21 protein-coding genes are annotated in these 20,457 nt (G+C 56.6%); 6 read left to right on the top strand and 15 right to left on the bottom strand.

Going from position 1 to position 20,457, the window contains the following annotated elements; translation table 11 throughout:
* Positions 1 to 32: 32 nt before the first annotated feature.
* Together J1C54_RS11460 and J1C54_RS11465 are read right to left on the bottom strand one after the other, a co-directional pair.
* Entirely contained in the window at positions 33 to 1,148 is a 1,116-nt protein-coding gene (locus J1C54_RS11460) for an acyl-CoA desaturase (RefSeq protein ID WP_304504406.1), read from the bottom strand.
* A gap of 2 nt (positions 1,149 to 1,150) precedes the next feature.
* The gene (locus tag J1C54_RS11465; protein WP_229147776.1) at positions 1,151 to 2,224 is read right to left on the bottom strand and encodes a ferredoxin reductase; all 1,074 of its coding nucleotides are present in this window, start codon (positions 2,222 to 2,224) and stop codon (positions 1,151 to 1,153) included.
* A gap of 150 nt (positions 2,225 to 2,374) precedes the next feature.
* Between J1C54_RS11465 and fabR the strand changes: the two genes are divergently transcribed.
* The gene (gene fabR, locus J1C54_RS11470; RefSeq protein ID WP_229147777.1) at positions 2,375 to 3,040 is read left to right on the top strand and encodes an HTH-type transcriptional repressor FabR; all 666 of its coding nucleotides are present in this window, start codon (positions 2,375 to 2,377) and stop codon (positions 3,038 to 3,040) included.
* A gap of 23 nt (positions 3,041 to 3,063) precedes the next feature.
* Here the strand turns inward: fabR and J1C54_RS11475 are convergent, their stop codons facing one another.
* From J1C54_RS11475 to J1C54_RS11485, 3 genes are read right to left on the bottom strand one after another with little or no spacing between them, the layout of a single operon-like run.
* Entirely contained in the window at positions 3,064 to 3,459 is a 396-nt protein-coding gene (locus J1C54_RS11475) for a hypothetical protein (RefSeq protein ID WP_229147778.1), read from the bottom strand.
* A gap of 12 nt (positions 3,460 to 3,471) precedes the next feature.
* Complete coding sequence (recG, locus tag J1C54_RS11480; RefSeq protein ID WP_229147782.1) at positions 3,472 to 5,544, bottom strand: ATP-dependent DNA helicase RecG; 2,073 nt, start codon at positions 5,542 to 5,544, stop codon at positions 3,472 to 3,474.
* Positions 5,541 to 6,443, bottom strand: a complete 903-nt coding sequence (locus J1C54_RS11485; RefSeq protein ID WP_229147785.1) for a hydrogen peroxide-inducible genes activator — start codon at positions 6,441 to 6,443, stop codon at positions 5,541 to 5,543. Before J1C54_RS11485 ends, recG begins: the two co-directional genes overlap by 4 nt.
* 71 nt (positions 6,444 to 6,514) lie before the next feature.
* Between J1C54_RS11485 and J1C54_RS11490 the strand changes: the two genes are divergently transcribed.
* Entirely contained in the window at positions 6,515 to 7,333 is an 819-nt protein-coding gene (locus J1C54_RS11490; protein ID WP_229147786.1) for an NAD-dependent epimerase/dehydratase family protein, read from the top strand.
* A gap of 1 nt (position 7,334) precedes the next feature.
* Here J1C54_RS11490 and J1C54_RS11495 read toward each other — a convergent pair whose 3' ends face one another.
* From J1C54_RS11495 to J1C54_RS11515, 5 genes are all read right to left on the bottom strand, one after another.
* Entirely contained in the window at positions 7,335 to 7,721 is a 387-nt protein-coding gene (locus J1C54_RS11495; RefSeq protein ID WP_229147788.1) for a Rid family detoxifying hydrolase, read from the bottom strand.
* 39 nt (positions 7,722 to 7,760) lie between these two features.
* Positions 7,761 to 9,872 carry a bifunctional GTP diphosphokinase/guanosine-3',5'-bis pyrophosphate 3'-pyrophosphohydrolase gene (spoT, locus tag J1C54_RS11500; protein WP_229147792.1) on the bottom strand — a complete coding sequence of 704 codons (2,112 nt, stop codon included), beginning with the start codon at positions 9,870 to 9,872 and terminating at the stop codon, positions 7,761 to 7,763.
* A gap of 129 nt (positions 9,873 to 10,001) precedes the next feature.
* Positions 10,002 to 10,265: a DNA-directed RNA polymerase subunit omega gene (gene rpoZ, locus J1C54_RS11505; RefSeq protein ID WP_229147797.1), complete on the bottom strand. Its 264-nt coding sequence runs from the start codon at positions 10,263 to 10,265 to the stop codon at positions 10,002 to 10,004.
* 27 nt (positions 10,266 to 10,292) lie between these two features.
* Positions 10,293 to 10,931: a guanylate kinase gene (gene gmk / locus J1C54_RS11510; protein WP_229147799.1), complete on the bottom strand. Its 639-nt coding sequence runs from the start codon at positions 10,929 to 10,931 to the stop codon at positions 10,293 to 10,295.
* Positions 10,932 to 10,934: 3 nt separating this feature from the next.
* Complete coding sequence (locus tag J1C54_RS11515) at positions 10,935 to 11,798, bottom strand: YicC/YloC family endoribonuclease (RefSeq protein WP_229147803.1); 864 nt, start codon at positions 11,796 to 11,798, stop codon at positions 10,935 to 10,937.
* A gap of 128 nt (positions 11,799 to 11,926) precedes the next feature.
* Here J1C54_RS11515 and rph point away from each other — a divergent pair, with 128 nt between their 5' ends.
* The 3 genes from rph to J1C54_RS11530 are packed head-to-tail and all read left to right on the top strand — an operon-like array spanning position 11,927 to position 13,920.
* Positions 11,927 to 12,643 (top strand): ribonuclease PH, encoded by a 717-nt coding sequence (gene rph / locus J1C54_RS11520; RefSeq protein ID WP_229147807.1) that lies wholly within the window; start codon positions 11,927 to 11,929, stop codon positions 12,641 to 12,643.
* A 3-nt stretch (positions 12,644 to 12,646) separates the two neighbouring features.
* Positions 12,647 to 13,288, top strand: coding sequence for an orotate phosphoribosyltransferase (gene pyrE, locus J1C54_RS11525; RefSeq protein ID WP_229147809.1), 642 nt, complete (start codon positions 12,647 to 12,649; stop codon positions 13,286 to 13,288).
* Positions 13,289 to 13,290: 2 nt separating this feature from the next.
* The gene (locus tag J1C54_RS11530; RefSeq protein ID WP_229147810.1) at positions 13,291 to 13,920 is read left to right on the top strand and encodes a hypothetical protein; all 630 of its coding nucleotides are present in this window, start codon (positions 13,291 to 13,293) and stop codon (positions 13,918 to 13,920) included.
* Positions 13,921 to 13,933: 13 nt separating this feature from the next.
* Here the strand turns inward: J1C54_RS11530 and slmA are convergent, their stop codons facing one another.
* Genes slmA through coaBC form a run of 5 tightly spaced genes read right to left on the bottom strand, consistent with a single transcriptional unit; the run spans position 13,934 to position 19,653 of the window.
* Positions 13,934 to 14,524 (bottom strand): nucleoid occlusion factor SlmA, encoded by a 591-nt coding sequence (gene slmA, locus J1C54_RS11535; protein WP_229147811.1) that lies wholly within the window; start codon positions 14,522 to 14,524, stop codon positions 13,934 to 13,936.
* Positions 14,525 to 14,534: 10 nt separating this feature from the next.
* Positions 14,535 to 15,431 carry an acetylglutamate kinase gene (argB, locus tag J1C54_RS11540; RefSeq protein WP_229147814.1) on the bottom strand — a complete coding sequence of 299 codons (897 nt, stop codon included), beginning with the start codon at positions 15,429 to 15,431 and terminating at the stop codon, positions 14,535 to 14,537.
* 10 nt (positions 15,432 to 15,441) lie between these two features.
* Complete coding sequence (locus J1C54_RS16645; protein ID WP_304504407.1) at positions 15,442 to 17,940, bottom strand: phosphomannomutase/phosphoglucomutase; 2,499 nt, start codon at positions 17,938 to 17,940, stop codon at positions 15,442 to 15,444.
* Between the two features lie 37 nt (positions 17,941 to 17,977).
* Positions 17,978 to 18,430 carry a dUTP diphosphatase gene (gene dut / locus J1C54_RS11550; protein ID WP_229147818.1) on the bottom strand — a complete coding sequence of 151 codons (453 nt, stop codon included), beginning with the start codon at positions 18,428 to 18,430 and terminating at the stop codon, positions 17,978 to 17,980.
* 2 nt (positions 18,431 to 18,432) lie between these two features.
* Entirely contained in the window at positions 18,433 to 19,653 is a 1,221-nt protein-coding gene (gene coaBC, locus J1C54_RS11555; protein WP_229147825.1) for a bifunctional phosphopantothenoylcysteine decarboxylase/phosphopantothenate--cysteine ligase CoaBC, read from the bottom strand.
* A gap of 178 nt (positions 19,654 to 19,831) precedes the next feature.
* Here coaBC and radC point away from each other — a divergent pair.
* The coding region (gene radC, locus J1C54_RS11560; RefSeq protein WP_229147829.1) for a DNA repair protein RadC at positions 19,832 to 20,457 on the top strand (626 nt) is incomplete at its 3' end.

The following is a 20,457-nucleotide window of genomic DNA, read 5'->3' on the forward strand; positions in this document are numbered from 1 at the left end:
GAAAATATCTGCTTCATTCCGCCGCCGCCGTGTTATGCAGAAGCCTTGATTGGCACATACTTGCTCGGTAGTGAGTAGCGCAGAATGCGCCAAATCACCTGAGAGAACTGTTTAATCAAGGGGCCCCGATTGTAATGCACGCCATAGCGCTGACAGATGGCGCGTACTTCCCGTGACATTTCCTCGTAGCGGTGAGCCGGAATATCCGGGAACAAGTGATGTTCGATCTGGTGGCTCAGGTTGCCGCTCATTATGTGCAGCAGTTTGCTTCCGGTCAGGTTAGACGAGCCTCGAATCTGGCGGTAGTACCACTGTCCGCGGGACTCATTTCTAAGCACGCTTTTCGGGAAGAGTTCCACGTCAGCGGTAAAGTGACCGCAGAAAATAATCATATAGGTCCAAAGATTACGAATGCCATTGGCAGCGAGATTGCCCAGAAAAACCGGCAGAAAAAACGGCCCGGCAATTAGCGGGAAAATAACATAATCCTTAATTAGCTGCCGGCGGCTCTTTTTCAGGAAAGGCTTCATTTCTTCGAGCATTTCCTTGCCGGTCTTCTTGCCTTTGAAGTACTGGCCGAAACGCAGGTCCTGAATTGCAACGCCCCATTGAAAGAGCAGGGCAAATATCAGCGCATAGATGGGCTGACCGATAAAGAATGGCCGCCAGCGCTGCTCCGGGAAAAGCCGCAATACGCCGTAGCCAATATCCTCGTCCATGCCTTTGATATTGGTATAGGTGTGGTGGCTGTAGTTATGGGTTTTGCGCCAATGGTCAGCTGTGCCGACGATGTCCCACTCAAAAGTTTTACCGCTCAGGTGAGGGTCATTCATCCAGTCGTATTGGCCGTGGATGACGTTGTGCCCCAACTCCATGTTGTCGAGAATTTTCGAGATGCCGAGCAGTAATGTGCCGACGATCCAGGCCGGAGGAAACAAGCCAAAGAACAGCAGGCCGCGACCGATGACTTCGGTGTAGCGCACGGCGGCATAAATACGGCGGATATAGCGCGCATCGCGCTCACCCAGATCTGTCAGGGTGCGTTCGCGCAGTGCATCCAGCTCAGCACCGAAGGCAGCCAGCTGAGTATCATTCGGGCGGTTGGTTTTGCCGCTGTTTTTCAGGACGGAAGTCATTGATGACGTCATGGTCAGAGTTCCAGAGTCAGATCAGAGTTAGCGCTGTTGATGCACAGCCTTACGGCGCCCGGCTCACTGAAGGTGTTGCCGTTGCGTGTGTCGGTGGTAGTGCCCAGTTGTTTCTGACAGGAGCAGGTGTTGCAGATGCCCATGCGACAGCCGTAGGCTGGTTTGAGGCCTTCTGCTTCGAGCGCCTCCAATAGCGGCACGCCCGATGGAATTTGTACGCTGATGTTGCTCTTGCTGAGGAACAGATTAACCGGTGCACCGGCGGTGGTGACCACCGGGGAAGGGCTGAAAGCCTCGGCCTGAAACAGAGCGGCTTTATCCGCCAGCAAGCTTTCAACGCTCTGCACAAATCCGTGTGGGCCGCAGGCGTAGATACGGCGGCGTTCAAGGTCCGGCACCAGATTACGAAATAGTGACTCTCGTGGATGGCCGTCCAGCTCGTTTTCCAGACGATTGGGCTCACGGGTCAGCACCGTGTGGACCTTCAGCAGGGGGTCGTTTTCCGTCATCTTGTGCAGTGCTTCGCTGAAACACAGGTCCGCCCGAGTCCGGGCCCAGTAAATTAACGATGCTGGCTGTTGTAGTGGCTTCTGCGTCAGGGTATTCAGCAGGCTCATGATCGGCGTAATGCCTGATCCTGCGGCGACGAACAGCCACGCATGAGGCTCTTCCGGCAAGGTCATGTCGCCGTAGGCGCTGCCAAGCTCGACCACATCACCGATCTGGCAGCTATGCACCAGATGCTGGCTGACCTTGCCTTGCGCTATGGCCTTAATGGTCAAGCGAATACGACCATCCTTGTGCAACGAGTCTGATGGGCTGTAGCTCCGCGTCAGCCGCACGCCATTCACTTCCACAGTGACATTCAGATGCTGGCCGGGCTGAAAGCCGGTAAACAGGCCGTTCGGTTTGAGAGTCAGGCTAACAGTGTCGCGCGCCTCCACGTGGCGCTCCACCACCCGGGCCAGACAGCGATCCCAGCTAAGAGTGGGGTGGACCTTCTGCGCCCAGAAGTCATAGACGGCGGGATCCACCAGCGGGGCAACAAGGCGTTTCAGGGTTTGGCTAGCCGTCATTTCGGGGGCTCCGACATGTAGTGCCAATAATTATACATATGTATAGACAATAATCTATACACTTGTGCATAAACTAAGCGGTAGCATAGTGGTACGATTTACCCACATTCCGGTATTACTATCCGATCTGCCGGCTACAGGAACATGACCATGAACGAGATCGCCACCGACGAGCAGCGCCAGAGCAGTCGCCCCCATCAAGGGCGGCGGGCGGTGATCTCCAGAGAAGATCTGATGGTGGCGGCCATGCAGCTGGTCGGCCCTAACCGCAGTATCTCCACCCTTAGCTTGCGGGAAGTGGCCCGTGAGGCCGGCATCGCACCGAACAGCTTCTATCGGCATTTCCGCGATGTGGATGAGTTGGCGGTGAGTTTGATTGAGCAGGCTGGCGGTGCCCTGCGCCAGGTGATTGGTCAGGCCCGGCATCGAGCCACTAGTGGGCGTAGTGTGGTGCGCAGTTCCATTGAGGCATTTATGGAGCAGCTGTGGGGCGAGCAGAAGTACATGCAACTGCTGCTGCGAGAGGGCACAGTAGGCTCCGAGGCGTTCAAGGCGGCGGTTGAGCGCCAGCTGGTCTATTTCGAGGAAGAGCTGTGCGCCGATCTGGTACGTCTGGCAAGTGCCAACGAAACCGGAATCTATAAGCCGGCGCTGGCGGCCAGAGCAATTACCCGGTTAGTGTTCACCATGGGCGCATCGTCCATGGACTTGCCGGAGGAAAAGCGCCCGCAGGCCGTGGAGGATATGTCGACCATGGTGCGCATGATTGTGGTGGGTACTCAGACTATTGCTGAAGGGCATATTCAAGTCGACTGAGCAGGCTTTTTCCGAAGCTGATCCTAAAGGATCAGCTCCAACGAGCGCACCATGTCCTTTACCTGTGCCATTTCAATTGAGCGATCTTCTTCGTTGCACACGTAGCTCACCACCACTGCCAGTTTGTTGGCCGCTAGATACCAGTTGTGTCGATACTCTCCGTCAGCCTGCAGGGCGATGCTGAAGCCGCGAAAATGCTTGTTGCGGAAATTTTCTTTGACTGCCTTCTTCGGTGGCTCGCCAGCGAAAGTTTTCAGGTCCTGCTCAGAGATATCATCGTCACTTTCCATGGCGGTGATCTGCAAAACGCCAACGCCATCAGGGTCGGTGAATACCGACGTATCCCCATCATCATGGCCTTCCCAGCCATCAGGAAGGTCAATTGACCAGCCAGTGTCCGCGGCTTGCTCTTCTGCCATCTCTGCTTCTCCTCAAATATCTGCGTAATTTTCGCCACCCTTTAACCAGCGACGAATCAGTGGCTCAACGTGCTGCGGATAATCACGCTGCATGATCTCTGCCATCTCCCTGGCTGGCTCCATTAATGCTTCGTCGCGCATCAGATCGACCACGCGGAACGCCAGCTCGCCAGTTTGTCGAGTGCCGAGCCATTCGCCCGGGCCGCGTAGTCGCAGATCCTCTTCAGCAATGCGGAAGCCGTCATTGGTTTCGCGCATTACTGCCAGGCGGCGCTGAGCGGTCTGCGACAGAGGCGTACTGTACATCAGGACGCAGTAGCTTTTCTCGCTACCACGACCTACCCGGCCACGTAACTGATGTAGTTGAGATAGACCCAGACGCTCAGCATTTTCGATCACCATCAATGAGGCGTTGGCGACATCGACACCCACCTCGATAACTGTGGTGGCTACCAGTAACTGTGCTTCTCCGTTGGCGAAGCGAGCCATGCGCTGGGCTTTTTCCTGTGTCTTGAGGCGGCCATGGACAAGTTCTATGTTCAGCTCCGGCAGAGCCTCTTGCAGGAGAGTGCAGGTTAGCTCTGCCGCGCTTGCCTGCAGAGCCTCAGACTCTTCGATAAGGGTGCACACCCAGTAAGCTTGGGCGCCTGATATACAGGCATTACGAATCCGTTCGATTACCTGTGGCCGGCGTGACTCGCTGATGACTACGGTGTCGATGGCTTGTCTGCCCGGAGGCAGTTCATCAATCACTGAAGTGTCCAGGTCACCGTAAACACTCATCGCCAGTGTGCGTGGAATGGGGGTTGCAGTCAGTACCAGTTGGTGTGGTACCTGATCGCCAATATGACCCTTCTCCCTGAGCGCCAGACGTTGGTGAACGCCGAATCGGTGCTGTTCATCAATGATGGTCAGGCCAAGACGGTGAAAGCAAACGGCTGGTTGAAACAGGGCATGGGTGCCGACGATAACCTGAGCGCTGCCGTCACTGATTTGCTGGTTGGCCTCCCGGCGGGCCTTGACACCAAGACTGCCCACCAGCCACGCCACATTAATGCCAAGCGGCTTAAGCCAATGGCAGAAGTTGCGGTAATGCTGCTCAGCGAGGATTTCAGTGGGTGCCATCAGTGCGACTTGATAACCAGCTGAAATTGCCGATAGCGCGGCGCAGGCTGCTACCAGTGTCTTCCCTGAACCGACATCACCCTGCACAAGTCTAAGCATGGGATGTGGAATCTGTAGATCTGCATCGATTTCGCCAATCACTCTTTGCTGAGCGCGGGTGAGGTCAAACGGTAACGAGCCAAGTAGCGATGTGCGCAAACCATCGGTTTCAAATAATGGTGCCTGATGTGCGCGCTGGCCTGCGCGGCGGCCAAGCATGCCAAGTTGATGGGCGATCATTTCCTCAATCACCAGACGTCGCACACTGGGGTGCTCGCCTGCCAACAACATATCCACCGGGTCATCCGGAAGCGGAGCATGAAGTTTATGTAGAGCTTGTTGTAGTGACGGCAGTCCCTGCTGCTGCATTACTGATTCGGGAAGAAGATCTCGTGGCGGCTGGCGAGAAAGAATCTGCAGCGCTTCGATCATCAATTTGCGTAGCAATAATTGACTAACCCCATCGGTAGTTGGGTAGACCGGGGTCAGGGCCTTCTCCAAAGGAGGAAGTGAGGATCGAGCGACTTGATATTCGGGGTGATAAAATTCAAGCCCAGAGGCGCCAACCCGTGCCTCGCCATAGACCCGTATTCTCGCGCCGCGCTCAAGGTTGTTTTTCTGAGCAGCACTAAAATGATAAAAGCGCAGCGACAGTGTGCCCGTGCCATCGCTGACCTTGCATAGCAGGCTACGGCGTTTGCCAAATATAATATCGGCCAGTAGTACTTCACCTTCAATGACAGCGGACTGCTCTGGCCGGAGGCTGCCGATGGGTACTACGCAGGTGCGATCCTCATAGCGAAATGGCAGATGGAACAGCAAGTCTTCGACTGACTGAATGCCAAGGTTTTGCAGGCGCTCGGCCACTTTGGGCCCAGCGCCTTTAAGGCGGGTAACCGGCGTTTCCGCCAGAGAATTCACCGGGACAGACCTTCCTTGGGCACCGCCTGGCGGACCATCTCAATAGCCTTTGGCCGGGGAAAGCTGTCACGCCATACCAGGGCGATGGTTCGGGATGGGACGGGCTTTATGAATGGACGTACCGCAAAGGTATCCTCGCTGTAGTTGTTATGGCGCAGCGCGGAGTTCGGCAAGATGGTGATACCAAGACCTCCGGCTACCATATGGCGCAGGGTTTCCAGTGAGCCACCTTCGATCTGAACCAGATGCTTCTGCTTGCTGGAATCAATGGCCGGGCACAGCTCCAGAACCTGATCCCGGAAACAGTGTCCTTCGCCGAGAAGAAGAAGCGTTTCATCAAGCAGTTGATCTGGGCGAATGCTTTTTTGGTTGGTCCATGGATGATTGGCTGGCAGCAAAACGGAGAAGGATTCTTCGTACATTTTGGCTCGAACAAGACCTCCGCCGGAAAACGGCAGTGCTACGATAATGGCATCGAGCTCACCATTTTCCAGCTTGGTGCGCAGTACATGGGTGTAGTTTTCCTCAATAAATAGCGGCATCTGCGGCGCTGCTTTACGAATCTGAGGAACAATTACCGGGAACAAATAGGGAGCTACAGTAAAAATTGCGCCAATGCGCAGTGGAGCGCTTAACTGATCCCGTTGTTTGTCGGCCAGTTGCTCAAGTAACTCGGCCTGCTCCAGAACCCGCTGCGCTTGATGAATGATGGGCTCCGCCTCGGCGCTAACCCGAACCTCCCTTGGCCGGCGCTCGAACAGGGTCATGCCTAAATGGTCTTCAAGTTTTTTGATCGCGGCGCTGAGGGTTGGTTGGCTGACGTTGCACACATCAGCGGCGCGGCCAAAATGCTTTTCCCGGGCCAGTGCGACGAGATAGCGTAGTTCTGTTAGAGTCATGGTCGGCCTTATGTTGATAGAGTTTGACTATGGCAAAGTGTAACAGCTAACTGTGCAGGGGGAGAGAGCATTTGGCGCATATTCTTGTCGCTGGTCTGGGTGATTTGGGGTCGGCTCTGGCGCAGGGGTGGTTGGCCTCTGGCCATCAAGTCAGTGCTATTCGTCGCGGCACTGAGGCTCCCGCCGGGATAGATCTCTATCCTCAGGACTTGTTTTCTGATCCCGTGCAGTTGCCACCGGATCAGATCGATCTGCTGTACATCATCATGACGCCCTCAACCCGTGATGAGGCTGGTTACCGGGCTGCCTATCTTACTGCTCCTGCTCGTCTGCTGGATGCTCTGATCGAACAGCAGCCATTGCCGCCGGTGATTTTTGTATCCAGCACCGCAGTTTATGGCGAGCAAGGCGGTATGCCGGATGAACTGCAGGAGCCCAGGCCGGAAGCATTCAATGGCCGTATTCTGCTGGCCGCAGAGCAGGAAATTTCGCTGCGCACCTTATCCTCCGCCGTGCGTTTCTCGGGAATATATGGGCCGGGCCGCGAACGGTTGCTGCATCAGGTGAATGCCATACGTCAGGGTGGCAAAGGGCCATCGCCGCGATGGACTAACCGCATTCATAGTCAGGACTGTGTTGGTTTGCTGTATCGCATTGGCGAAGGCTGGCTGCGCGGAGAAATGCAGTGGCCGGTTGTGGTTGGCACGGATGCGGCGCCGGCGCTAAACGTCGCGGTGCTTAACTGGATTGCGGAGCAAACCGGGCAAGCCATTGATCTGGCAGAGCCGGATATTGCCCCGGGCAAGAGGATACGCAGCAGGTTTATCGAAGAGGGAAACTATAAGCTGAGCCACCCGGATTATCGCAGTGGTTACGCTACACTGATATAGCTCAGTCGATCACCATCACGCCATCCATTTCCACCTGAGCGTCCTTGGGCAGCGCGGCCACAGCAACGGCAGCGCGGGCCGGGTAGGGCTGCTCAAAATAACGCGCCATCACTTCATTGACCAAAGTAAAGTGCTGCAGATCGATCAGGAAAATGTTCAGTTTGACGATTTGCTGCAGGCTGCCGCCTGCGGCTTCGCATACTGCTTTCAGGTTTTCGAACACACGCACGATCTGGGCTTCCATATCGCCTGTGGCCAGCATCATGGTTTTCGGATCAAGCGGTATCTGGCCGCTTAGATAAACAGTATCGCCAACCTTTACGGCTTGCGAGTAAGTGCCGATAGCTCGCGGCGCTTTTTCGGTCGAGATAATTGAGCGATTGGGCATGAAAAATCTCCTGTGCCTCAGCCGTGGCAAAAAAGTTGTTCAGAGCCGCTGGATGCGGATCACGTTGGATAGCATGCGTAGCTTCTTGATGATTCTGGCCAGATGAATGCGGTCGTGAACCATGATAATCGCATTGATGACAGTCAGAGTGGCATCTTTTTCAGCCATGCTTATGTTTTCGATATTGGAACCCTGCTCGGAGAGGAGTGTTGCCAATGTTGCCAGCACACCTTTCTTGTTGATCAGTTCGATGCGCAGGGCGGCACTAAATTCATGGTCGACTCCTGAATCCCAGCCCAAAGCGATACATTTTTCCGGATTGTTTCTTAGTTCCGCCAGGACATTCTTGCAGTTATCGCGATGTACCACGATGCCACGCCCGGCGCTGAGATGGCCGAGGACATGGTCGCCAGGTAATGGGTGGCAGCACTTGGCATAACTGACCAGCAGGCCTTCTGTGCCTCGGATGGCAATCGGCTTGCGCTCTTCGCCGGATGTGGACTCTTCTTCGCGGCCGCCGAGCAGTTTACGCGCGACCAGTGGAGCTAGCCGATTGCCCATGCCGATTTCGCCGAGTAATTCGTCGAAAGAGGTGTAGCCGTTCGCGGCCAGTTCTGAGACGACTCTTTCTACGGGAAGCTCATTCATGGTTTTGCCATAGGCGGATAATGCCTTTTCCAGGAGACGTTCACCCAGTTCCACGGACTCTTCATGGCGCTGGCTCTTCAGGAAGTGGCGAATAGTCGAGCGTGCTTTCGCGGTAACAACGAAATTAAGCCATGCCGGATTGGGAGTGGCATTTGGCGCTGTAATAACACGTACGGTTTGGCCGGATTCCAGCGGTGTTGATAGCGCCGCCAGCTGGCCGTCGATACGAGCGGCCACGCAGGTATTGCCAATTTTAGAATGAACGGCGTAAGCAAAGTCCACCGGTGTGGCGCCTGCCGGCAACTCCTTGATCTGGCCCTTCGGCGTAAATATGTAGACCTCGTCGGGAAACAAATCTACTTTGACGTTCTCGATAAACTCCATCGAGTCGCCCGCTTTTTGCTGCATTTCCAGCAGCCGCCCCATCCACGACTGGGCTCTGCTCTGGGTTGGGCTGCCGGTGGCCGGGTCATCAATTTTGTATAACCAGTGGGCGGCAATGCCGTTATTGGCCATTGCTTCCATTTCTTCGGTTCGTACCTGAATCTCCAGCGGTAAACCGGAGCGCGCCTTCAGAGTGGTGTGCAGTGATTGGTAGCCATTGGCCTTTGGTATGGCGATGTAGTCTTTGAAGCGCCCGGGAATGGGTGTGAAGTAATTATGCGTGGCGCCAAGTACCCGGTAGCAGGTGTCTACCCGGTCAACAATAATGCGAAAGCCATACACGTCCATGATGTCAGCAAAGCTTTTTTGCTGCTCCTTCATTTTCATGTAGATGCTATAAAGGTGTTTTTCCCGGCCAATCACCCGCGCTTCAATGCCTTCCTGTTCCAGGCAGTGTTCGATGCTCGCTTTGAGGGTTGAAAGAATTTCCTTGCGATGACCTCGTGCGGATTTGACTGCCTTGGCAATCAGTCGCGCGCGCATGGGATAAATAGCATTAAAGCCGAGATCTTCGTATTCCACGCGCATGTTGTACATGCCCAGACGATTGGCGATAGGAGCGTAAATCTCCATCGTCTCAAGCGCTATGCGTTTACGCTTTTCCGGTGGCATTACATGCAAGGTGCGCATGTTGTGCAGGCGGTCGGCCAGCTTCACCAGAATGACGCGGATATCGCGGGTCATGGCGAGCATCATCTTGCGCAGGTTTTCAGCCTGCTGCTCAGCCTTTGATTCGAACTTGATCTGGGCGATTTTAGACACGCCATCAACCAGCTCGGCGACCTCTGGACTGAACTGGGCGGCCAGTTGATCCTTGCCCACGCCGCAGTCTTCGAGCACGTCGTGGAGCAGGGCCGCCATCAGGCTCTCGTGGTCCATGTGCATGTCGATGAGGATGTTGGCCACTGCTAGCGGGTGGGTGATGTACGGGTCCCCGCTACGCCGGTACTGACCTTCGTGGGCCCGCTCGGCGAACTCGTAGGCACGGACAACCCGGGCGATCTGATCATCGTCCAGATAACTTTTCAGCCGTTTAACAAGATTGTGGATGGTGGCCAAGCGTGCCTTCAGGGTTCGTGTGTCGACCCTTGGGAGCTTAGGAGGGGCGTGGCGATTTGTCTATGACGCCTTCTCAAGAAGGCGTCATGACTTATTGAAAAAGAAAGGATTTTACAATCCCCTCAGCGGTTAGTTGCTGAACGACTCGGTCAGCAGGGCAAGTTCGTCGATTGCGTCCCGGCGGGCTTCGCTGTCGTTGTCGACAAAATCGCGGGTTACCAAGCCATCGGCGATCTCGCGCAGGGCGACAACACTTGGCTTGTCATTCTCCCAGGCGACACGGGGTTCCTTGCCACCGGTCTGTAGCTGGCGGGCGCGGCGGGCCGCTACCAGAACCAGTTCAAAGCGGTTTTCCATGTTTTCCAGGCAGTCTTCAACAGTTACACGAGCCATAGGTCACCTCTTAAGCGGATGGCGATTCTACTGTGTTGGGGCCACTCCGGACAACAGGTCACTGATCAGGGCTATTCGGCCATTCTCCTGGCGGGGGGTGCGCTGACGTTCAGCGCGGATGATCGCGGCCATATCGGCCAGCGCCCGCTCAAAGTCATCATTGACCACCAGATAGTCATATTCGCCGTAGTGGCTGATCTCGTCACGTGCGCCGGCAAGGCGCTGGGCGATAACCTGCTCCCCGTCCTGACCGCGAGCACGTAGCCGCTCAGCCAGCACCGGCAGGGAAGGGGGCAAGATGAAAATACTGACAGTCTCCGGCACCAACCGGCGGATCTGCTGGGCGCCTTGCCAGTCGATTTCAAGGATCACGTCCATGCCGCTCTTGAGGGTCATGCTGACCCAGTCAGCTGAGGTGCCGTACAGGTTGCCGAATACCTCTGCGTGCTCAAGAAAGCGGCCCTGCTCCACCAGCCGGACAAAGCTGCCACGATCGGTAAAGTGATAGTTTACCCCGTCAGTCTCGCCGGGCCGGATCGGCCGGGTGGTGTGTGAGATAGACAGGCAAAGGGTGGAGGACTGCTCCAGCAACTTGGCCAGCAGGCTGGTTTTGCCGGCACCAGAGGGTGCCGAAACGATATACAGGGTGCCTTTGATGATGGTCATGGGCTACTCGATGTTCTGTACCTGCTCACGCATTTGCTCAATAAGTACCTTGAGTTCAATGGCGGCCTGAGTGGTTTCGGTATCAACGGATTTGGAGCCCAGTGTATTGGCTTCGCGATTCAGTTCCTGCATCAGGAAGTCCAGCCGGCGGCCAATCTGGCCTCCGTCCTGCAACGAGCGGCGCACTTCTCCGACATGGCTAAGGAGTCGGTCCAGCTCCTCGGCGACATCCATCTTCTGGGCGAGGATAACGATTTCTTGCTCCAGGCGCTGTGCATCCGGGCTGGCAATAACTTCTTCGACGCGCTTTTTGAGCTTATCGCGCAGGTTGTCGAGGATCGCCGGGAGAGCGGTGCGGACTCGCTCAACCTGCACCACAACTGCGGCCAGCCGCTCGTTGATCAGGCTGGCGAGAGTTTCACCCTCGCGGGCTCGGGCTTCCGCTAGCGCTCTCAGGCCATCATCCAATAACGTCAGCGCAGTTTTGCTATGTCCGGACAGGTCCGTTTCCATGCCCTGCATAACCCCGGGAAAGCGCAGAATGGAGGTTATATCCACCGGAGCAGGGTGGCGCATGATATCGCCAACCTTGCGGGCGGCGCTGGCAAGCTGCTGCACCAAGGCTTCATTCAGGGTCAGCTCACCTTCGCCGCCCTTTAGCTGATAGCGCAGGCCTACCTCAAGCTTGCCCCTTCCCAGCGCCTTGCGGCACTGCTCGCGCAATGGCCCCTCAATGTCGCGGAAAGCTTCCGGAAGCCGCGGGCTAACCTCCAGATAGCGGTGATTGACCGATTTCAGTTCCCAGATCAGAGTGACGTCATCAAGCTGTTTCTCGACCCGGGCAAAGGCGGTCATGCTGTAAATCATGGCGGGTCCCTGATTGTGCAAAGCGGCGATTCTAACAGCTCCGCAGGAATGCTGTACGTTTTCACCACCCCGAAGCCGGCCCATGTGGTCTACAATAGCGCCCCGCCCATCGACCCAGGACAGATTCAATGCGCCCTTCCGGCCGACAGCCTGATCAGCTTCGCGAGATCCGTTTCACCCGTCAGTACACCCGTTATGCCGAAGGCAGCGTGCTGGTGGAGTTCGGTAACACCAAGGTGCTGTGTACCGCCTCTGTGGAGGAGAACGTGCCGCGTTTTCTCAAGGGCAAGGGACGCGGCTGGGTGACCGCAGAGTACGGCATGCTGCCGCGCAGTACCCATACCCGCAATCAGCGCGAGGCCAGTCGCGGTCAGCAGGGCGGTCGGACACTGGAAATCCAGCGCCTGATCGGTCGCTCGTTGCGCGCCTCCGTGGATCTGAGCAAGCTTGGCGAAAACACCATTACCCTCGACTGCGATGTGCTGCAGGCCGACGGAGGCACCCGCACAGCCTCTATATCCGGAGCCTGCGTTGCCATGGTGGATGCGTTGAGTCATCTATTGGAGAAAAAGCGCATCAAGGATGACCCACTACAGTCGCTGGTGGCGTCCGTATCCGTTGGCATGTACAAGGGAGTGGCAGTGCTGGATCTGGATTACGATGAAGACTCCAACGCCGAGACGGATATGAATGTGGTGATGAACCAGCACGGCGGATTTATTGAGGTGCAGGGCACTGCCGAGGGAGCTCCCTTTACCCGTGATCAGCAGAACAGCATGCTGGCGCTGGCGGAACATGGCATCGCTGAAATTGTCACAAAGCAACAACAGGTATTGGGCTGGTAATTGATGGAAGCCTACAAAACACAGTTCATTGAGTTTGCCATGGCCCGTGGGGCCCTGAAGTTTGGTGAGTTCACCTTGAAATCCGGGCGCCAGAGCCCCTATTTCTTCAATGCCGGCACCTTCAACACTGGTGCGGCATTGGCGGCATTGGGGCGTTACTACGCGGATGCCATTGTTGCCAGTGGTTTGCAGTTCGATATGCTGTTTGGGCCGGCATATAAGGGAATTCCTCTGGTGGCGGCAGTTGCGGTGGCGCTGGCTGAGCATCATGGCCGTGATTTGCCATGGGCCTTCAATCGCAAGGAAGCCAAGGATCATGGAGAGGGTGGCTGGCTGGTTGGTGCGCCCCTCACCGGGCGGGTTCTGGTAATCGATGATGTGATTACCGCAGGCACGGCAATTCGCGAGGTGGCGGCAATGTTTACCAGAACCGAGGCGCAGATGGCTGCAGTGCTGGTGGCATTGGATCGTCAGGAAAAGGGCCAGGGAGCGTTATCGGCAATTCAGGAAGTTGAACAGGTTCTCGGTGTGCCGGTCCATAGTATTGTCGGCCTTGCCGATATCATCCAGTATCTGGCTGACCAGCCCTCTCAGGAGCAGCAGTTGGTGCAGATGCAGGATTACCGTCGTCAGTATGGCGTTTGATTATGCGAAATAGCCTTGCAGCATTTTTGATGTTAGTTGTTTTGTTGCCTTCGGCGGCAAGTGTTCACGCGGGTCCGCCGGGTCTTGGCGCAGATGCTGATGCCCTGCCCCCGGGCGCGTTGTATCGATTCCGCGCCGCCGACGGCAACCTGATGATCAGCAGTGTTTTGCCGGAGCAGGCCATTCAGAGCGGCTACGAGGTGATTGATAATCGAGGCCGGGTGCTAAAGGTGGTTGATGCGGCAATCCCGGAGGAAGAGCGCCTCAAGATGCGTCAGGAGATGCGCATCCGTCATCAGGATGCTCAGTTACGCCGTCTGTACCCCACTCCAGAGGATGCGGAGCGTGCCAGAGACAGGCAAACGTCCTCGTTTCGGCTAGGCATTGATTACGCCCGGGGGATTATCGGCCAGCTCGATAGTAAGCTCGCCGAGGAGGTGGCCAAGGCCGCAGCCGCAGAGCGTGCGGGAAAGCCAGTGCCGGAAGTGGTGCAGGGGAATATTGATTTATACACCCGGCAAATCCGCGAGCAGGAAGAAAAGATCGCCGAGTTTGAGCAGGATATTATCGCTGTAGGTGAAGACTTTGCCCCGATCATTAGTCGTCTCAAGGCAATAGAGGACAGCAAGTAAGTGCGGCTGTCCGTTACTGCCGGAAAATGATTGCCTGCAGTAGCCCCCACTGGTCATTCCAGTCCCGTGTTGGGGTATCACGGAAGCCCGAACGAACGAATTGGGCGATACGGCCCTCCACCGCTGCCAGCAGCAGGTTGGCAGTGATAGTGGGGGTGGCATGGGTGCGTAGGCCCTGCTTCAACTCTGCGTCCCGCAGTACTTGCTTGAGCTGGCTTTCCACCCGGCTGTAGAACTGTTCGATGCGCTGGCGCAGGCGATCATTTTCACCGGTCAGTGCATCGCCGGTTAGTAGCCGGGTGATGCCCGGGTTGCCTTCGGTAAAGGCCAGCAGTAATTGCAGCATCTGCCTCACCTGAGATAGCGCATCAGGGGTTTCCTGAATGATCCGGTTAATGCGCGAGAAGATGCTGTCTTCAATAAAGCCGATCAGCCCCTCGAACATCTTGGCCTTGCTTGGAAAGTGCCGGTAAAGCGCGGCTTCCGACACACCTACTTCCCGGGCCAGGCCGGCGGTGGTGATGCGCCCGCCTGGGGTGGCCTCCAGCATGTGGGCCAAGGCCTGCAGAATCTGTTCCTTGCGAGAGGGTGCCTGCTCATTCATCGGGCTTTACCTATTTTCTTGTTATCAGAGTACCGATACCGCGATCGGTGAGGATTTCCAGCAGTACCGCATGAGCTACTCGACCATCAATAATATGAGACGAGGAAACCCCATTTTGTACCGCGGAAAGGGCGCAATCTATCTTCGGCAGCATGCCGCCGAAGATGGTGCCATCGGCAATCAGCTCCTGAACACGCTCGGCGGACAGACCGGTGAGAATCTTGCCTTGTTTGTCTTTGAGCCCGGCAACATTAGTTAGCAGAATCAGCTTTTCTGCCCGCAAAACCTCGGCCATTTTGCCGGCCACCAAGTCGGCGTTGATATTGTACGACTGGCCTTGATCGTCGACGCCGATCGGGGCAATGACGGGAATGAAATCGCTGTTCAGCACCATGTCCAGCACCCGTGTATCAATGCCCTGTACTTCGCCAACGTGACCCAGGTCGATAATTTCCGACACTTTCAGCGCCGGGTCATCAGCCCCCGGCGTTAGCAGCATCTTGCGAGCGCGGATCAGCTCGCCATCCTTGCCAGTCAGGCCGATGGCGCGACCACCATTACGGTGGATCAAATTGACGATCTGTTTGTTGACCAGACCGCCCAAAACCATCTGCACCACATCCATGGTTTCGTTGTCGGTGACGCGCATTCCTTGTATGAATTTCGATTCCTTGCCCAGACGAGCCAGCAAGTCACCAATCTGTGGGCCGCCGCCATGCACGACTACCGGACGCATGCCGACGGCTTTCATCATCACGATGTCGCGTGCGAAGGAGTTTTGCAGCTCCTCCGAGTCCATTGCATTGCCGCCGTATTTAATCACCACGGTCTTGCCAGAGAAGCGCTGGATGTAGGGCAGTGCTTCGATCAGGACGCGGGCGATATCCCCGGCGCGAGTCTGTTCCATGTTTGCTCCGTCAGAAAGACAGTTTCAGAGAAGGATCAATGGCCAGAAGCTGGTCATGAAAAAGTTTGCTGATGCGCTTGAGCGCTGCATCATCACGACCTTCAAATCGAGCCACCAGCACAGCGGTAGTATTTGATGCGCGCACCAGTCCCCAGCCATCTTCGAAATCAACCCGCAGGCCATCGATGGTGCTGGCTGAGCCGCCAAAGCTTTCCGCCTTGGACTTTAACTTTTCCACCACAGCAAACTTTTCCCTGTCTGTGGAGGGAATATTGATTTCCGGAGTGGTGATGCCGGTTTTTAACTGGCCGAATACGTCATCCGCATCACCACTTTCAAGAGAAAGAATTTCCAGCAACCGGGCCGCGGCATAGGCGCCATCGTCAAAGCCATACCAGCGATCGGCAAAGAAAATATGGCCACTCATTTCGCCAGCCAGTGGTGCACCGGTTTCCTTGAGCTTGGCCTTGATCAGGGAGTGCCCGGTGCGCCACATCAAGGGGCGACCGCCGTTGCTGCTGATAACCCGAGCAAGTTCGCGGCTACATTTAATGTCAAAAATAATATCCGCCCCCGGGCTACGTGACAGCAGGTCACGGGCGTATAGCATCATCAGGCGGTCCGGCCAGATGATCTCTCCCTTGGGAGTGACGACGCCAAGGCGGTCACCGTCGCCGTCGAAAGCGATGCCAAGATCACAACCCTGCTCTTTTACTGCGGAGATCAAGGCGCCATAGTTCTCTGGCTTGCTGGTATCCGGGTGGTGGGCGGGGAAGTTTCCATCTACTTCCATATTCAATGGCACGATTTCACAGCCCAGAGCGGCAAATAGTTTTTCCGCCACGGGACCAGCGATGCCATTGCCGCAGTCCACGGCAACCTTCATTGGCCGGGCTAGCACGATATCGCGAGAGATTTCGTCCACATAGCGCTCGCTGACGTCCTGTTGGCGCACCTTGCCTTCGCCGCTGGCCAGCTCACCCCGGGCAATGCGCTCGCGCAGACCGCGAATCCTGTCGCCGGTCAGGGTAACGCCATCAATAACGATTTTCAGGCCATTGTGATTGGCGGGGTTATGACTACCGGTCAGTGAAATTCCCGATTGGCTATCAAGAATGTGGGTGGCGTAGTACAGCACGGGTGTTGGTGCGGCGCCGATATCAATAACATCGCGGCCGCTCTGTGTTAGTCCGCGAATGAGCGCTTCTGCCAGCTTTGGGCTATGCAGGCGACCATCACGACCGACCACGACAGTTTGCTGTCCAGCCTGCAGCGCCTCTGTGCCAATTGCCCGGCCGAGCAGCTCGACGGTTTCTTCGGTCAGAGTGTCACCAACAATGCCGCGAATATCGTACTCACGGAAAATGGATTCCGGTAGCTGGTGTCCGCTGGCTGCTGGAACGCCAATGTCCGCCGCATCAGTGAGCAAAGTGCTGTCCGCATTGCTGACCATAAACTCGTCCGGGATACTTTCCTTCGCGGCAAACTTCGCGCTGGCTGGAGCGCCCTTTACACCACCCAGTTCGGCTAGCTTTCTCAGGCTGCTAACCACTGCTTCAAGCGGCGGGAAAGATAGCGAGCCACGTGGTGAGGCCTGACCGTGGTCGCTCAGGTCTTCGGCAAAATGGGTGAGTAGGGCCGCATCTTTGCGCAGCCCGCGTGTTGCCGCAAAAAAGGCAGAAAATATGCCGGTAACGACAATTAGCAGCATACCTGTGCATACCAGTGCAAACAGGGTTAGCAGGCCGGGGTCCTGGGCGCCTTTGGGTACAGTGACAACAACTTCCACATCACCGGCAGCTTTGCTGTCAGCCTGCTGCCCTTCCGCTGTTGGTTGGCCGCTGGTGAAAAGTGGCTGGCCGCCTGGTTGGCGAATAACCAAATGAATTTGGTCCGGGGCCATACGTGCCATAAGTTGGCCTAATGCCCCCATGGGCTGCTTCATCAGCACCAAACCGCCGCCGCCTGCCTGCTGGGCGACGTAAAGCATCGGCGGATTACCCGGAACCATAGCGGACACGGCGGACTCAGTTTCACGAGCTTTCTGTAGCAAGTCGCGGGCGGTAAATGACAGGGTTTCCGGGGGCAGAACCTGATTTGGAGGCAGCAGGGTTAGTGTGCTGTCCGGGAGGCCGGCGGCCAGCGCGCCGGCGATGCTGCCCGAGGCGTCATCAAACGCATAATCAAGTGCCGGGTTGGTGACAATACTGTTTACGGATGCCTCAGCATCACGCACCACGTCGGCCAGCAGGGATGTGTACTGGCGAGCCAATGTTCGGGCAATAAGCTGCTCGCTCATCGCCTGATGGCGGCCAAATTGCAACCAGCCCAGCGCCAGACTGCCCGCAATGATTACCACGGCGCTGAGCGCTACTGCGCCAAACATATAACCGGCCATGCCTGAGCCAGTTCGATGGCTCTGCTTGGCAGCCTTTTTGTCTTGCTTTTTCCTGGCCTTGGCGGCCTTGTCATCGTCCTGAGTATCTGCGGCAGCGGATTTTTTCTTCATCTAATGATCCCCCTTCAAACCAATTTCCAGCGTCTGCTTAACGCCGGCCGCTGTGGCCAAATCCACCAGCCCCTCTTTCGCTAGCGGAGAAGCTTTCAACTTGACGTAGAGATACTTGTTGTACCGGCACGATCACCAGCTGGGCAATACGGTCTCCCGGCTCAATGGTGAATGGCTGCTCGCTACGGTTCCAGCAAGACACCATCAGTTCGCCCTGATAATCAGCATCGATCAGGCCGACCAGATTGCCAAGCACGATGCCATGTTTATGGCCCAGGCCGGAGCGTGGCAAGATCATGCCCGCGTAGCCTGCGTCTTCAATATAAATTGCCATGCCAGTGGGTAGTAGCCGAGTCTCGCCGGCTGCCAACACGGTTGTTTCCTGAACCATGGCGCGCAGGTCAAGGCCGGCGGAGCCATCGGTAGCATGGGCAGGCAATGGAAATTCGTGACCTAGCCGTGGATCGAGAACCCGAAACTGCAGCTCCATTTCTACTCCTGAAATTGTCGGTTGCCGGTGCTCTGGCGGATGGCGATTAACTCAATCAGTTGCTTGGCGATCTGCCTTTTCGAGGCCAAAGGCAATACCTTGTGGCCACCTGGCCAGATTACTGTGACCGCATTATTGTCGCTGTTGAAGCCGACGTTGCTGCCGGAGACATCGTTGGTAGCGATCATGTCGAGCTTCTTGTTTTCCAGCTTGCCCTGAGCATAGCTAACCACGTCTCGAGTTTCTGCGGCGAAGCCAACGGTAAAGGGGCGCCGCTCATGGGCAGAAACAGCAGCCACGATGTCCGGATTTTTGATCAGTGTCAGATGTACTTCTTCGGTGGACTTCTTGATCTTGTGATCGGCGGTGATCATGGGGCGATAGTCCGCTACTGCGGCGGTAGAAATAAAGATGTCACAGCCTTTATTGACCACATCCAGACTCGCCTCATACATATCCAGAGCGCGGACCACGTCGAAGCGCTGTACACGGTTCGGAGTTGGCAGACTGACCGGGCCGGCGATCAGGGTGACTCGGGCACCGGCCTCCGCCGCTGCTTCGGCCAGAGCGAAGCCCATTTTGCCGGAACTCTTGTTGGTGATGTAGCGAACCGGGTCAATGGCTTCGCGGGTTGGGCCAGCGGTAATCACCACATGCCGACCGGTAAGCAGCTGGTGGTCAAACATGCCGGCGGCGGCCAGTGCCAGCTCTTCAGGCTCGAGCATGCGCCCTGGGCCAATATCACCACAGGCCTGACTGCCGCTGGCTGGCCCGAGCACCCGGATGGCCTTTTCCTGCAGGATCAGCAGATTGCGTTGGGTGGCCGGGTCTGCCCACATTTGCTGGTTCATGGCTGGAGCGATGGCTATCGGCGCGCCAGTGGCCAGACAGAGGGTTGATAGCAGGTCATTAGCATGGCCGTGGGCCAGCCGCGCCATAAAGTTGGCGCTGGCCGGTGCAATCAGCACCAGATCTGCCCAGCGAGCCAGCTCTATATGACCCATGCCGGCTTCGGCCTCCGGGTCCAGCAAGGTGGTATGCACCGGGTTCCCTGACAGGGCCTGCATGGTCAGAGGGGTGATGAATTCGCAGGCGCTGCTGGTCATGACCACACGCACATCCGCGCCGGCATTCTGCAGACGACGCACCAGCTCGGCACTTTTGTAGGCGGCAATGCCACCAGTCACACCCAGCAGGATGCGTTTATTGACCAGTCTTTCCATGGCGAAGTGGCGCTTTATTCTGAGGTGAAGAGGGTGCCTAGCGTACCACCACCGCCGCTGGTTGCGTAGTGACCACACACTTTGCGGCAATCTCCCAAATCAACTGGCGGTAAAAGCTGGCAAGACGGCGTCGGTGAACGTGAAACAGTGGTCCTTTATGGCACGGAGCAGACAATACATGGCAATTAGCGACTGGCCAGCAGCGGAGCGGCCACGGGAAAAGCTCCTGCAGCGCGGCGCCGAAGTGCTCAGCGATGCCGAGTTGCTGGCAATCTTTCTGCGCACCGGGGCCCGTGGGCGCACTGCAGTGGATCTCGGCCGCGAGCTACTTGGCGCCAGCGGAGGACTACGCGGGCTGCTGGATATGCCGCTGTCAAAATTACGCAGTCAGCCGGGTCTGGGTAATGCCAGACTGGCCCAGCTACTGGGGGCGCTGGAGCTTGGGCGCCGTTATTTGGCTGCGGAAATGGTGCGCGAGCATTCACTTACAAAACCTGATGATGCTGGTCGTTTTCTGATGGCCAAGCTGCGTCATTACCCCCATGAGGTGTTTGCCTGCCTGTTTCTGGATAACAAGCACCGGGTGCTGGCATTTGAGGAGTTGTTCCGTGGCACTATTGATGGGGCCGCCGTTTACCCTAGAGAAGTGGTCCGACGCAGTCTTGAACATAATGCGGCGGCGCTGATTTTGGCGCACAATCACCCGTCTGGCGTGGCCGAGCCCAGTGAGGCTGATCGCTCCATTACTCGCCGTCTGGTTGAGGCGTTGGGACTGGTAGATATCCGGGTGCTGGATCACCTGGT

The sequence above is a fragment of the Alcanivorax sp. 1008 genome (assembly GCF_020667895.1).
Taxonomy (GTDB): domain Bacteria; phylum Pseudomonadota; class Gammaproteobacteria; order Pseudomonadales; family Alcanivoracaceae; genus PGZG01.